The sequence below is a fragment of the Aminobacterium sp. MB27-C1 genome (assembly GCF_030908405.1).
Lineage (GTDB): Bacteria > Synergistota > Synergistia > Synergistales > Aminobacteriaceae > Aminobacterium.
Window position 1 is genome coordinate 2,290,557 of sequence record NZ_CP133089.1, and the last position, 14,400, is coordinate 2,304,956.

At 41.0% G+C, this 14,400-nt stretch carries 13 protein-coding genes; 7 read left to right on the plus strand and 6 right to left on the minus strand.

Features of this window, described 5'->3' with window-relative positions; translation table 11 throughout:
• Positions 1-94: 94 nt before the first annotated feature.
• Positions 95-1,282 carry an aminotransferase class V-fold PLP-dependent enzyme gene (locus tag RBH88_RS11055; RefSeq protein WP_213699221.1) on the plus strand — a complete coding sequence of 396 codons (1,188 nt, stop codon included), beginning with the start codon at positions 95-97 and terminating at the stop codon, positions 1,280-1,282.
• Here the strand turns inward: RBH88_RS11055 and RBH88_RS11060 are convergent.
• A complete protein-coding gene (locus tag RBH88_RS11060) occupies positions 1,279-3,183 on the minus strand; it encodes a diguanylate cyclase domain-containing protein (protein WP_307879647.1) in 1,905 nt (634 codons plus the stop codon). The genes RBH88_RS11055 and RBH88_RS11060 overlap by 4 nt on opposite strands.
• 165 nt (positions 3,184-3,348) lie before the next feature.
• Here RBH88_RS11060 and RBH88_RS11065 point away from each other — a divergent pair, with 165 nt between their 5' ends.
• The 6 genes from RBH88_RS11065 to RBH88_RS11090 all read left to right on the plus strand — a co-directional run bounded on the left by RBH88_RS11065 (position 3,349) and on the right by RBH88_RS11090 (position 9,737).
• On the plus strand, positions 3,349-3,789 hold the full coding sequence (locus tag RBH88_RS11065; RefSeq protein ID WP_213690072.1) for an Rrf2 family transcriptional regulator: 441 nt from the start codon (positions 3,349-3,351) through the stop codon (positions 3,787-3,789).
• Entirely contained in the window at positions 3,758-4,504 is a 747-nt protein-coding gene (locus RBH88_RS11070) for an ATP-binding protein (RefSeq protein ID WP_213690071.1), read from the plus strand. The genes RBH88_RS11065 and RBH88_RS11070 overlap by 32 nt, the downstream gene beginning before the upstream one ends.
• Positions 4,505-4,533: 29 nt before the next feature.
• Positions 4,534-6,180, plus strand: a complete 1,647-nt coding sequence (hcp, locus tag RBH88_RS11075) for a hydroxylamine reductase (RefSeq protein ID WP_213699222.1) — start codon at positions 4,534-4,536, stop codon at positions 6,178-6,180.
• A gap of 161 nt (positions 6,181-6,341) precedes the next feature.
• Positions 6,342-7,877, plus strand: a complete 1,536-nt coding sequence (gene hutH, locus RBH88_RS11080) for a histidine ammonia-lyase (RefSeq protein WP_213695533.1) — start codon at positions 6,342-6,344, stop codon at positions 7,875-7,877.
• A gap of 19 nt (positions 7,878-7,896) precedes the next feature.
• A complete protein-coding gene (locus RBH88_RS11085) occupies positions 7,897-8,541 on the plus strand; it encodes a cyclodeaminase/cyclohydrolase family protein (RefSeq protein WP_213690068.1) in 645 nt (214 codons plus the stop codon).
• 98 nt (positions 8,542-8,639) lie between these two features.
• On the plus strand, positions 8,640-9,737 hold the full coding sequence (locus RBH88_RS11090) for a M20/M25/M40 family metallo-hydrolase (RefSeq protein ID WP_213690067.1): 1,098 nt from the start codon (positions 8,640-8,642) through the stop codon (positions 9,735-9,737).
• Between the two features lie 18 nt (positions 9,738-9,755).
• On the opposite strand, the gene RBH88_RS11095 is transcribed toward RBH88_RS11090, so the two are convergent.
• The 5 genes from RBH88_RS11095 to glyA all read right to left on the minus strand — a co-directional run bounded on the left by RBH88_RS11095 (position 9,756) and on the right by glyA (position 14,351).
• On the minus strand, positions 9,756-10,280 hold the full coding sequence (locus tag RBH88_RS11095) for a DUF2179 domain-containing protein (RefSeq protein ID WP_213690066.1): 525 nt from the start codon (positions 10,278-10,280) through the stop codon (positions 9,756-9,758).
• A gap of 153 nt (positions 10,281-10,433) precedes the next feature.
• Positions 10,434-10,880, minus strand: a complete 447-nt coding sequence (locus RBH88_RS11100; RefSeq protein ID WP_213690065.1) for a hypothetical protein — start codon at positions 10,878-10,880, stop codon at positions 10,434-10,436.
• A gap of 5 nt (positions 10,881-10,885) precedes the next feature.
• Positions 10,886-11,701, minus strand: coding sequence for a DUF3100 domain-containing protein (locus RBH88_RS11105; RefSeq protein ID WP_213690064.1), 816 nt, complete (start codon positions 11,699-11,701; stop codon positions 10,886-10,888).
• On the minus strand, positions 11,702-12,907 hold the full coding sequence (locus RBH88_RS11110) for a M20 family metallopeptidase (protein ID WP_307879648.1): 1,206 nt from the start codon (positions 12,905-12,907) through the stop codon (positions 11,702-11,704).
• 172 nt (positions 12,908-13,079) lie between these two features.
• Positions 13,080-14,351: a serine hydroxymethyltransferase gene (glyA, locus tag RBH88_RS11115; protein ID WP_213690062.1), complete on the minus strand. Its 1,272-nt coding sequence runs from the start codon at positions 14,349-14,351 to the stop codon at positions 13,080-13,082.
• Between the last annotated feature and the right edge of the window lie 49 nt (positions 14,352-14,400).

The window sequence follows — 14,400 nt, forward strand, 5'->3', positions numbered from 1 at the left end:
GAGGTTGCTTCTTAAGAAGCAACCTTTTTTCTTGCGTCAAAAAGATTTAGTGATAATATATTTTTATAATAAATATAACGGAAGGTGAAGTCATATGCCCATATATTTGAATAATGCGGCGACAACATGGCCGAAACCTCAGGTTGTTCCAGAGGCAATGTATGATTTTTTGGTCAATTCAGGGGCAAATTTGGCCCGGGGGACAACAGCAAAACGTGATCTCGGGACGATGGACCTTGTCTTAAATTGTCGAGAATTGTTGGCTGAATTTTTTCATGGATATGAAGATGCGGATCCTAGATATGTAACCTTCACATCTAATATAACCGAATCGCTAAACGTTGTTCTTAAAGGTTTTCTCAAACCTGGAATGAGAGTGTTAACGAGTAGCATGGAACATAATGCTTCCATGCGGCCTCTTCGACGCCTTGAACAGCAGCTCGGAGTGGAAATTAGAGTTCTCCAATGCGACAGTGAAGGTGTTCTTCCTCTTGATGTTTTGGGTGAGGCTTTAACTGAAAAGAAATACGATCTTATGGTTATGACCCATGCAAGTAACGTGTGTGGAACGATTCAAGATATAGAAGGAATAGCTCGTCTTTGTCGTTCCGCTGGCGTTCCCCTTGTTATCGATTCTGCCCAGACAGCAGGAGTATTGCCCATTCATGTGACAGATTTAGGCTTGGCAGCTCTCTGTTTTACGGGGCATAAAGGACTTATGGGACCTCAAGGAACAGGTGGCATTGTCTGGAATCCTGATTTTGCCGAGAAAGTTGATTGGTTTATTGAAGGGGGAACGGGGAGTTTTTCTCACCTTGAATATCAACCTGATTGTATGCCTGATAAATTTGAAGCTGGAACGCCTAATCTTCCAGGCATAGCTGGCTTGAGAGCTGCATTACAATGGCTCATTAAAGAGGGTCCGGCGAAGATACATGCGCGCGAGATAGAGTTGGGAGCTCGTTTTCTTGAGGGAATAAATAAAAATCCTTCCATTCTTCTTGCGGGCAAAAAAACTATGGAAGGACGGCTGCCTGTTTTCCCTCTTAACTTTGAAGGACACGATCACGCTATTATTGCTGCGGAACTCGTGGATAGAGCAGGTATAGAGACTCGGCCAGGGCTCCATTGCGCTCCGATTGCACATAAAACACTTGGTACTGAAGCAATGGGAGGAGCATTACGTGTCTCTGTTGGATATTTCAACACAGAGGAAGAAATTGATTCTTGCCTTACGGCTCTTAATAGTATTCTTTCACACCCAGTGAAGGCGAAAGCTTAAAAACGAATAACTCTGTTCCCTGCTTCCTGTCCATGTATCCCCTCTTGCGGGCAGGAAGCTTTCTTTATCCCTCCATTAAAAAAGACAGCAGTATTTCCTCCTAGACGTTTCGCTTCGTACAATGCCACATCGCAATCTCTAAAGAGGTCTGTAATAGAATTGTAGCACTCTGCTTTGGTGATAATCCCCATGCTGAAAGAGAGAGTTATTGAAACATTTTTTATTTTCAGGGGGTCCTTCATTACCTCTTTGACTTTCTCTGCAAAAGCCATACCATCTTCCTTATCTTTATGCAGCAAAAGTAGAACGAATTCATCTCCTCCCAGACGAGCAAAAACATCATTTTCGGAGAGCAGAAAATGAAGGCGTTTTCCTACTTCCCGTAAAACACGATCTCCATAAAGATGGCCACATGTATCATTAATATTTTTAAAGTGATCTACATCCATCATAATAAAAAGGAAGGGGATACTTTTTCCTCGCTTATTTGCTCCGAGAATACGGTGAAGGCGCTCCATAAAACTTGCCCTGTTTGGAAGGCCTGTTAGAGAATCTCTGTAGGCCATATGATAAAGGCGATTTTCAAGATCTTTACGATGAGAAATATCTCTTGCTATTGAAAGAATAAGTTTTCTGTTACCGAGAGAGAGTTTCTGAGCTTGAAATTCAACGGGAATTCTATCTCCGTTTTTTCTCACAAGAGCTGTCTCTTTTTGTGCAAAAACAGGCAACGGATTTCGACCGATAAAGGCGTTGAGCGGATGACCAACGAGATCTTCTTTTTCATAATCAAGAAGTTGACAAGCTCGTGTATTAGACAAAATAATATTTCCGTTTATATCGCATATAAAAAACATGTCTGGAGCCGCATCTAGTATTTTTTGAATGTTGTCGATCATGTTGTTTATAGTATGAGATAAAAAAGTAATTTCATCTTTTCCCTCATCGGATACTCTGAGGTCTAAATTAGTGGTATGTGATATTTCTTTAACTTTATTAGCCATACGATGAAGGCGAAAAAGTATCGTTTTATTTAAGAAAAGGAGAATAAAAGTTGCCAAAACTCCCTGTGCTCCGAGGAAAAGAAAAAGAACAATAATAACAGTGTGATGTCCATAATGAAAAAGGGTACGTTCTTTTGCTGTTGCAAGAAGAAAGATGGGATTTCCTGCTATATCAGGTATGAGTGTTTGGGCCTCTAAAAACGAAGAAGAGAGCGAATTATATTTTGTATGCCAAGGCTTGAGTTCTTTCAATTCACTGTTAAATTCTTCATTATCGATTTCTGTTGGTAAAATCTTCAAAGAAATGTCAAGATATGTTGAAACCTGTTTCAGCGCACTATCATCAAAATAACGTCCAACGACAAGAAATCCTTTGGAAGGCCCTGAGAAATCACTTTTTAATATAGGGTGAAGCGCAATAATCATAGGTTTGTCCATATAGATAAGCCCCGAAAAGGAACCGTCTTTTTCCCCATTTTGAATACTTTCCTTTATGGTATCTGCATACTCTTGAATCAATGGTTTTTTTTGAAAAGTTGATGTGTCGAAAAGAGTGCTATATAGAATTTTTCCGTCATTGTTAAGGAGAAGAAAAAGATTAAGGTTGAGATTTGTAAAGGTTTCATCCATGAGGTTGTCTGTAATATATTTTTCATTATACTGTGAAGCAAAGGTATAAGTTTCGTTCCATGGTGCCCAATCGCTTGCGATTGATTCAAGATTTTCTCTGAAATAATTTACCGTTTCAAGAACTCTTTGATTATCTTTTTCGAAAGTCTGCTCTTCAAAATCAATAAATCTTTTTAAAATGAAGCGATCAGCAATACAGAACGCCGCAAAGGCATTAACAATAAAGGCAATGATTATAATAAGCAGCGTTTTTGTGCGTATCGACACGAGCTTCACCTGTCCTTTATACGTATCTACTATACGTAAAATATTACTTATCACCAACTTATTATCGTAAGTTTAATCGTCAATATAAAGGCTGTCAAAAAATGCCTTGACAAATAAAGGAATTCAGGTACTATAATTCCTGATTTTAAAAATTGGAGGCACATAATGCATTCGATAGTTTCTATTTCTGAAGCGGCATCCCTTGCTTTTCATGGGATGGGACTTTTAGCTGTTACTGGTAAACGAATGAGCATAAAAGAAATGGCGGAAATTATTAATGTTTCAGAGGCTCATTTAGCGAAAGTTTTTCAACGTTTGGTCAAAGCAGGTTTTGTCGAGTCTTCACGGGGGCCTGGCGGTGGTTTTGAATTGGCTCGGTCAGCTGAAAGTATATCATTACTTGAGATATACGAAGAGATAGAGGGTAAAACTGAGGAAAATTATTGTTTGCTCCATTGCGAAGAGTGCCCCTTTCATATCTGTATTTTCGGAAGTCTGTTGCAGAAAATGACGCAAGAATTTTTAGGGTATTTGCGGGATAAGTTGTTATCAGATCTGGTAAGAGGTGAAGTGTATGAGTCATATGGTGAAAAGGAAGATTATTAAGATTGATGAAGAAAAGTGCAATGGTTGTGGTTTATGTGCCCAAGCATGTCATGAAGGTGCGATCCAGATTATTGACGGAAAGGCAAAGCTTGTCAGCGAATCTTATTGTGATGGTTTAGGTGATTGTATTGGAAAATGTCCTCAGGAAGCAATATTTTTTGAAGAAAGAGAGGCTGCTCCTTACGATGAAGACGCTGTAAAACGCCATATGGCGAGGTGTCCTGGCTCTATGGCAACAGATTTGAGAAAGACAAGTACATCAAGTAGAATTGAAAAAGCATCTGAAAAGAAACTGAAAACAGATCTTCAAAAATCACAATTGGGGAATTGGCCAGTTCAGATTCGTTTAGTGCCAATAAATGCTCCATACCTTCATCATGCCAACCTTATTATTGCTGCTGATTGTACTGCTTACGCCTTTGCTGATTTTCACAGACAATTTCTTCTGGAAGAAAATTCTGTTTGTTTAATAGGATGTCCTAAACTTGATGATGCTCAAGCCTATATAGATAAAATATCCCAACTTATTGTTGCCAATGAACCCAAGTCTATCTCTGCCATATATATGGAAGTTCCATGTTGTGGTGGTCTAGTTCGTCTTATCTCCCATGCCATAGAACATGCTAAGGTCAATATAACGCTCAAGCTTATAAAAATAAGCATAGGTGGAAAAATTATAGATAAAGAAACGACAAAATATGTGTTCTCAAAGTAGCGTTATAAAGAAGAGGAGGGATTGATAGTATGTATTGCTACCAGTGTGAACAGACTGCGAAAGGGACGGGTTGCACGGCTTTTGGTGTTTGTGGCAAATCTCCAGAGGTTTCCGATCTTCAAGATCTTCTCATCCATATAACAAAAGGTATTTCCATGTACGCCAGTAAGGCGCGAGAAATGGGAACTATTGATCGCAATATAGATGTGTTTGTTATAAAGGCTCTTTTTACAACGATTACGAATGTCAACTTTGATGAAGAACGTATGGAAAAAATGCTTAAAGAAGCAGCTTCCATGAAAGAAAAAGCGAGAGATTTATATGAGCAGGCTTGTGTGAAATCAGGGAAAAAACCTGAGGAACTTAAAGGGCCAGCCTCTTATATGCTTCCCGATAGTCGAGATGAAATGATTCGTGATGGTGAAAAAGTGACACCTGAAGCTTGGGCTGCAAAATATGGTGAGGTTATGCAGGGTCTTCGGGATCTTATACTTTTCGGGCTAAAGGGAAGTGCTGCCTATACAGATCATGCTCATGTTTTAGGATACGATGATGACGATATTTACGGATTTTTTCACGACTTTCTGACATACCTGAGCGACGAAACTTTTACAGTAGATGATTTGGTTGCGAGAGCTCTTGATGCAGGAAGATGGAATATTTCGGTTATGGAGCTTCTCGATAGAGCCAATACATCTCGTTATGGACATCCCGAACCAACAAAAGTACGTGTCACTCCTCTTAAGGGAAAAGCTATTGTGGTTTCTGGGCACGATCTTCGTGACCTTGAGCTTTTGCTGAAGCAGACAGAAGGAAAGGGTATCAATATCTATACTCATGGCGAAATGCTGCCCTGTCTTGCCTATCCAGAATTGAAAAAATATAAGCATCTTGTTGGGAATTATGGAGGTGCGTGGCAAGATCAGCGAGAAGAGTTTGACCGGTTTCCCGGAGCTATTTTAATGACGACAAACTGCATTCAAAAACCTAAGGATTCCTATAAAGATCGTATTTTTACAACAGGTCTTGTTGCCTGGCCAGGGATAACCCATATTGGAGAGGAGAAAGATTTTACCCCTATTATTGAAGCAGCTCTTAATGCGCCAGGTTTTACTGAAGATGCTCCTGATCATACAATTACTATTGGTTTTGCCAGAAATACTGTTTTATCTGTAGCAGGAAAAGTTGTAGATCTTGTAAAAGCTGGTAAGATTCGTCATTTCTTCCTTATTGGTGGGTGTGACGGAGCCAAACCAGGCCGAAGTTATTATACAGATCTGGCAACGATGACACCTAAAGATACCATTATCCTTACTCTGGCATGTGGAAAGTATAGGTTTAACAAACTTGAGTTTGGAGAGATTGAAGGAATTCCGCGCTTGTTGGATGTGGGACAATGTAACGATGCCTATTCAGCTGTTCGTATTGCCATGGCATTGGCGGAGGCTTTTAATACTGATGTAAATAGCTTGCCACTTTCTCTCGTTTTGTCATGGTATGAACAGAAAGCAGTCTGCATTCTTCTCTCTTTGCTCTATCTTGGTATAAGAGATATGCGTATTGGTCCCAGTTTGCCTGCTTTCGTGAAACAACCTGTTTTTGAGGTGTTGCATGAAAAACTGAATCTCATGCCAGTGACGACACCAGAAGAAGATTTAAAGGCAATTCTTGGATAAAGGATTGTAACTGCAAATGTAAAGGGCACGCCAGGGGGATCCTTCCTCCTGGCGTTTTCGATGTATGATACATTTGGTGAGGAAAAATAATATTGTCAAAGAGCACTTTTGGGTATACACTAAATTGAAGTTTTCAGATAATTCCCAGGAGGTGCATATATATGGAGCACGGCGAAGTTGTTGTTCTTGATGGGCAATCTCTTACAATCGAAGATGTAGTAAAAGTTGCGCGAAATAATGCCAAAGTAGAGCTTGATCCTCATGCTCTTGAAGCTGTTGATAAAGCAGCATCCCTTGTCAATGAATGGGCGTCAGGCAATGAAGTTATTTATGGTATTAATACAGGATTTGGAGATTTGGCCACTGTTCCTATCTCACGAAAAGATCGCCGTCAGCTTCAAGAAAACCTTCTTAAAAGCCATGCCTGTGGCGTTGGAGCTCCCTTTGACGAAGAGACAGTGCGAGCTATTATGTTACTCCGCATTAATACACTTATAAGAGGCTATTCTGGAATTCGAGTATCCACTTTACAGCGTTTAACCGAATATCTGAATTTAGGTATCCATCCTATGATTCCTTCTCAGGGTTCCGTGGGATCAAGTGGAGATTTATGCCCACTTTCTCACCTTGCTGTTACACTTCTTGGTCTTGGCGAAGTTTTTTATAAAGGTCGTCGCCAATCTACTGCTCGTCTCCTTCGTAAGTTTGGCATGGAACCCCTTCATCTTGAGGCTAAGGAAGGATTGGCCCTCAATAATGGAACAACTGTTATGACGGCTATTGCAGCTCTTGCTCTCTACGATAGTGTCAATACTCTGAAATTAGCAGATATAGCAGCGTCACTCTCTCTTGAAGCGTTACATGGTGTACCTTACGCTTTTGATGAGCGAACACATGCTCTCCGTCCATATCACGGGCAGATGACAGTTGCATCAAATATTCGCAAACTAATTTTTGGTAGTCAGATTATTGAAAAATTTAAGGGAGAACGCGTTCAGGATGCCTATTCCCTTCGTTGTGTTCCTCAGGTACATGGTGCGAGTCGAGATGCCATTGAATATATTTGGGATAAAGTTTCTATAGAAATTAATGCAGTAACTGATAACCCTCTTATTTTTGTTGATGATCGCATGGCTATAAGTGGCGGAAACTTTCATGGGCAGCCTATGGCTTTAGCTATGGATTTTTTTGGTATTGCCATGGCAGAAATTGCGAATATATCAGAACGAAGAGTTGCACGTCTTGTCGATAGCTCTCTTTCTGGACTTCCCCCTTTTCTTATTAATGAAAGTGGTTTAAATAGCGGTTTCATGATTCCTCAATATGCAGCAGCATCTATAGTTTCTGAAAATAAAGTTCTAGCTCACCCCTCTTCTGTTGATTCTATTCCTACATCCGCTAATCAGGAGGATCACGTTTCTATGGGAACTTATGGTGCACGTAAGGGGCGTAATATTCTTGACAACACAAGAAAAGTTCTTTCTATCGAGTTATTTTCAGCTGCTCAGGCCTTAGATTTCAGTATTTTACTTAAGCCAGGTCTTGGAACGGCAGCTGCCCATCGTATGATTAGAAGTGCTGTCCCCTTCTTGAAACATGATGACTATCTTTACCCCCTTATTCGAAGAGTTCAAGAGCTTATGGATCGAAGTGAAATCCTTAGTGCTGTAGAGGAGGTTGTAGGACCTCTCGACTAACGGAAAGGAGATATAAGATATGCCTAGACTTTCTCGTATGACGGTGAACGATTTTGTAGAGCAGCTTTCTGCTGGAACCCCCTCCCCTGGTGGCGGAAGTGCTGCTGCTTTATGTGGAGCAATGGCAGCTGCTCTTGGCGGTCTTGTCTCACGGTTGACTCTCTCGAAAGAAGCGTATGAACAGTCTTGGGAAGTGATGGAACGTGTTCGAGATGAAACTGCATCGTTATCAGATCGACTTGTTTACCTTATGGAAGAGGATACGAATGCATATCTTTCGTTCATTGAAGCAGGAGGACTTCCTTCAGAGACTCCTGAGGAGGAAGAAATCAAAGAACAAATGAGAGAGCAAATGATGAAAAAAGCAGTAGTTGTTCCCCTCGAAGTTTTGCGTTGTTGCCAGGAAATCCTTCCCCTGCTTCGTGATGTTGCTGCTTTGGGAGCCAGAGTGGCTGTGAATGACGGAATGACGGGACTTTGTTTGTTAAGAGCAACTGCCGTGGCGTCATGCTTAACGATATTAACAAATCTACCTCGCCTTTATGATGAAAATTTTTGTTCTTCTGTACAGGACGAGGCCCTATCTCTCATGTACGATATTACATCGGAGATAGACAGAGCAAATGAGCATTATGTAAAGGCTCTTTTAAAGCTTCGGGAATAAGTCAGATAACAAACTACTATTTAGAATCGTACTGCTAAAATTGCATTCTGTGAAAAAAAGCGCATAATAAAATCAGATAGTAGCGGAGGTTTATTGAGATGGTTAATTATGCGCGTATGCTTAGTACTTTTCTTGATCTCGTAAAAATAAAGGCAGAGTCTGGAGCCGAACAGCCTGTTGTTCAGTATATATTGCCTCGTCTCCGTCGTTTAGGGCTTGTTATAAGACAAGGAAGTGAGGAAAGGGCAGAAAATATAGTGGCTGTTCTTCCTCCTACTCATGATAGAAACCGGTGTATCGCTCTTTCTGCTCATATGGATACGGTTTTCCTCTCGAAACCCGTTGTTCCTCGTATACGTGAAGGTGTCATTACTTCTTCTGGAGATACAATTCTAGGAGCTGATGACAGGGCGGGGATAGCCGCTATTTTAGAAGGATTGGAAACTCTTACAGAAAAGAGGATTCCTCACCATTGTATAGAAATAATATTTACTGTTAAGGAAGAAACAGGGCTGGAGGGCGCAAAAAAGCTTGATCTAAACCAACTTCAGGCTTCAATGGCCTTTATTATAGATAATGGAGCTGATCCTGGACATATCGTGGTACAAGCTCCTTCCCATGTTAAGATTAAATGGGAGATATCTGGAAGAGCAGCACATGCAGGCGCGTCTCCTGAAAATGGAGTTAATGCCATACTTGCTGCTGCTGAGGGGTTACGGCAGATAAAAAGTGGTCGTATCGATCATGAGACAACGGCAAACATTGGCATGATTCATGGAGGAGGGGCTACAAATATTGTCTGCGATTCAGTCATAGTGGAGGGGGAAGCTCGTTCTAATTGCGAGAAAAAACTTGAAGATACTGTGAGTGCAATGGTTGAAGCGATGGAAAAAGGCTCGGAATCGTTAGGGGCAAAAGTCAAGACGAGAGTTCAAAAATCATATAGGAGTTTTACATTAACCGAGATGGCTCCATCAGTTCAGTGGGCTTCGTCTGCAGTGCGCCGTTGTGGGTTAATTCCAGTTCTTATCTCTACAGGTGGTGGAAGTGACGCAAACATATTGAACGAGAAAGGAATAGAAGCTGTTACATTAGGTACTGGTGCAAAAAATGCTCACACTTCAGAAGAGTATATTCTTGAACGCGACTTATATACGTTAGGTGACATTGTTTATGCCATTATGAATGGTGCTTAGATAAACAAAAAACGGCTCTTATTTTTTCTTAGTGAAATAACCTCCCCAGACATTTCGAATGTCAGCCATAAAAACAAAGCCTCCAGCTTTTTTCCCTTCCTCTGCAACAAGAATCCTATCTTTTCGTTCGCAGATAACCTTAAGAATAAGACGAGGACCATCTCGCCCTTCTCCTTCAAGAACAGTAGTTCCGAAACCTTTAGATCTCAAAACATCAGCCAACATTCTTCCTGCTTCTGTATCTTCAATAATAATTTCTACAATGAGGTGTCCTTTCAGAAGTTTTTCTTCGAGAAAAGAACCAATATAATTTCCTGTGGAGAAACCAAGAGCGTAGGCAATAAAACTTAAGGGGCTGTTGAGACCTGCGTCGAGAACATATTTTAAACTCAAAAGGTAGAGGGAGATTTCTACAAATCCAATACATGCTGCCTTAAACCGTTGCCCTTTCACCAAGAGCAGCATTCGCATTGTTGCCATAGACACATCAGTACAACGAGCACAAAAAATAAGGACTACAGCGAGATTAAATTCTAAGGTCATTTCAATCCCCCCTTATCATATTTATCATACGCGACATAAGAGGATAAAATCAAGAATATTCATTTGGGTTTTGAAGAGAAAAAACCGTATAAAAAAGTAAAAGGAACCATTACTTGGTTCCTTTTACTTAATAATGGAATAAGATAAATTCGTTTAAATTTCTCCGATAAGCTTGAGAACACCCTGAGCAATTATAGCTGAGCCAATATACGTGCCAACAAAAACAACACATGAGACAACGATAATTCTCCACCCGGTTCTTTTAAGCATATCCAAATCTTTTCCCAGTGATATTCCTGCATATGCCAATATTGGAGTTGTCAAAGCTAAAAAACTGACTTTTTGTGCCCACGCTGTCAGTATTTCCGCTCCTGGAAAACCTGGGTAGGTTACGATGCAGCCTATTGTTACGATATAGGCTACCGATGGAATACGCACTGGTATAACTTTTGAACAAATTACGCCCAGAAGACATAACACGATAAGAAAGGCCATTCCCGGGATAGCATCACTTATGGGCGTATGAAAGCCAACCAGATTTCCTACAAGAGTAATAACACCAATAATAATTAAAACAAAAAAGACTTCAACGGTTTTCATAAGGATTACACCTCCTTATAAATTGGCTTTTCAGGAACAACTCCATATTTAGCCTTGTACATCTTTTTGTAGAGCCACTCTGAGAGAGGAAGTGCCAGCCATAGTGACATATAAATTCCATCAAGTCCTGAAAGCATATTGCTTGCGGCACCTAGGGCCTGGATTTTGTCGGCAATTTCTGGGAACATGGCGCTTAATGACCCTACAGACGCTGTCATCATGCTTGCGCTTCCAACACCGGAGGCCATGGCTAATGCTAAAGGATGAAGAATGCCAAAGGCAGCTGCGAATGTGGCCATGAGCCCGTAAAAAATAGTTCCAAAAACGGTTCCGCATATATAAACGCCCATAACGCCTTGCCCTTCAGGCGTATCGAGGCCATAAACATCGCCTATAAGAGCAACGTTTGGTTCTCGTGCTACAGAGTGAGCGGCTCCGATCGATTCTCGTTTTAGTCCAAGAAATACAGCGATGGGAATTCCTATGAGTACTGTCCCCAAATTCCCTAATTCCTGAAGAATAAGTGCGGGACTTGTCTTCAAAATCATAGGAAGGTTAGGACCTACGAGGGTGCCATATCGTGCTATAAGAAGCATGAGGGTGACTCCTACGAGACTTCCTGCATCAACCATGTCTTTATGACTTGCCAATTTGATAAATTTCGGGCCTAAAAAAGCTCCCATGAGCAGCGCATAAAGCATTGGAAGAAGCACTATTTTCCCCGGGCCAAGATTGAAGGCGTGGATTCCGATCAATTCTGCGATGATGACAAGGCCGAGGACTAAAAGGTGAATTTTCCAGTTGCGAATTGCATTTTTCATTTACATCTCCCCTTTCATATTGTCGTGTATTGTTCCATACCACGCTGAAAGAGCTAAAAGAGCGGCTCCAATAGAAAGGGCACGTTCGTCGGCCTTAAAGCGTGGGCTGTGCCAAGGGTGAACTGCATCGATTTCAGGATTACCGACTCCAAGCCAGAAAAAACATCCTGGTACTTTTTCTTGGAAAATAGCAAAATCCTCGCCTCCCATAGAAGGAACAGGAGAGACAATTTTTTCCTTGTCTATAAGATCTTCGAGGGCCTTCATTCCTATAGCCGTAATTTCAGAATGATTAAAAACGGCAGGAAGATCTCGGCGATAGAAGAAATTGGCAGAACATCCGAGACTTGCTGCTGCATTTTCAATAACTCTTTGCATCCATAACTCCATAGATTCACGAACATGAGGATCAAAGGTTCGAACAGTTCCCGTGAGCTCTACTTCATCTGGAATAACATTATTGGCAGTTCCTCCATGTATGGTTCCGAAACTTATTACTGCTGATTGTTGGGGATCGACGTTTCTGCTGACAATAGTTTGAAGATTCATTATGATCGATGCTGTAGCGACGATAGGATCGATATCACGATGTGGAAAAGCTCCATGTCCGCCTTCCCCTATTACTTTAAGAAAAGTTGTGTCTACAGAGGCCATAAGGGGACCTTCTTTAAGGGCAACTTTTCCTACAGGAATTTCAGGGTGGTTGTGAAGGCCAAAAATCATGGAAACATCAGGATTAAGGAGAACGCCTTCTTCCACCATGGCCTTGGCTCCTGCATTTATTTCTTCTGCTGGCTGGAAAATAAACTTGACTGTCCCTTGAAGTTTGCTTTGTAGAGACGCAATAATTTTTGCAGCTCCAAGAGCACACGTCGTATGAATATCATGGCCGCAGGCATGCATTAGCCCTTTTGATGTTGAAGTATATGAGAGTTTGCTCTTTTCTTCAATAGGCAATGCGTCTATATCTGCACGGATTGCAACAGTAGGTCCATCCTTTGCCCCCTTTAAAAGAGCAACGACACCTGTCTTTGCAACATTTCTTTGTACTGAGCAACCAAGTTGTTCCATATAGGTTGCAATTTTTTCAGAAGTTTCATGTTCTTGAAAACTTAACTCTGGATGCTTATGAAAATCTCTGTATAGCACTTGAAGTTCTTCGAAAATATCTTGACTTTGCTTTTTAATGGCATGACTGAGCGTCATAGTTTATCCCTCCTGAGAAGGTGCCGGTTAATCTTTTTCCCCTGTATCTCTTTTCTGTATAGGATATTCTTTAATTGTCTTTACTACAAGACCAATAAGCTACCGCTGAGGGGGTAAGGTGATGTAATAAAAAGCCCTCAAAAAGCGGAACCTGCTTTTTGAGGGCTTTTTATTAGTTGCTTGCTCTGTAACGTAGAGCAAGTTCTGTTTTTGACATATAAACGGGATGCTCGATACAAATCTCTCTTACCTCTTTTTTTAATATTGGTATAAGAGACTCATCTCTATTTTCGAGAACCTGAACAACGAGTTTAGCTACTTTTTCAGTATCTTGTTCATTGAAACCTCGGCTTGTAACACCGGCAAGACCGATACGAATTCCACTTGTAACAGTTGCTTTTTGAGGATCAAAGGGAATGAGGTTCATATTAACGGTAATTCCAACTTCTTCCAGTTTCTTTTCGGCGTCGCGACCTGTCATATTCTTACGTCTGAGGTCTACAAGCATAAGATGATTATCTGTGCCGTTGGAAACAATATCGTATCCATTTCTCTGAAGAGTGCGAGCCATAACTTTCGCATTTTTTATAATATGTGAGGCATATGTTTTAAATTCTTCGGTCATGGCTAATTTGAATGTGAGAGCTTTTGCTGCCATAATCTGAGGAATGGGCCCACCTTGAATTCCAGGGAAAATAGCTTTGTCAATCTTCTGTGCATATTGGGATCGACATAAGATATTGCCACCTCTCGCACCTCTTAAGGTTTTTGTTGTTGTAAATGTTACAAAATCAGCATATGGAACAGGGCTTGGGTGGACATTTGCTGCTACGAGCCCAGCAATGTGTGCCATATCAACCATAAAATAGGCGCCTACTTCGTGGGCTATTTGGGCAAATCTTTCGAAGTCAATAAATCGAGAATAGGCGCTGCCTCCAGCAATGATCAGTTTGGGATGAACTTCTTTAGCTAACTTTTCAACCTGATCGTAATCTATTTCGCCAGTTGTTTTGTCTATACCATATCGATATGCATTGAAGAATTTTCCCGAAATATTTACCGGAGTGCCATGAGAAAGATGGCCGCCATGTTTAAGATCCATGCCGAGAATTGTATCCCCAGGTTCCAGCATAGCCATAAAGACGGCGAGGTTTGCATTTACGCCCGAATGAGGTTGAACATTTGCATGATCTGCTCCAAATAATTCTTTGGCACGTTCTATAGCGAGACTTTCAACGATGTCAATAAATTGACATCCACCATGGTAACGTTTTCCCGGGTATCCTTCCGCATATTTGTTTGTAAGAAGTGAGCCTTGTGCTTCAAGAATGACTTCTGGAACGAAGTTTTCTGAAGCGATTAGCTCAATTGTCATGTTTTGTCGTTCTTTTTCTCCCTCAATGGCTGCGCCCAACTCTGGGTCGATAAAATGAATGAGATTCACTAACCATTCCTCCTCTGGGCGGATTATAGTGGAACGAAAGCTGACAAAA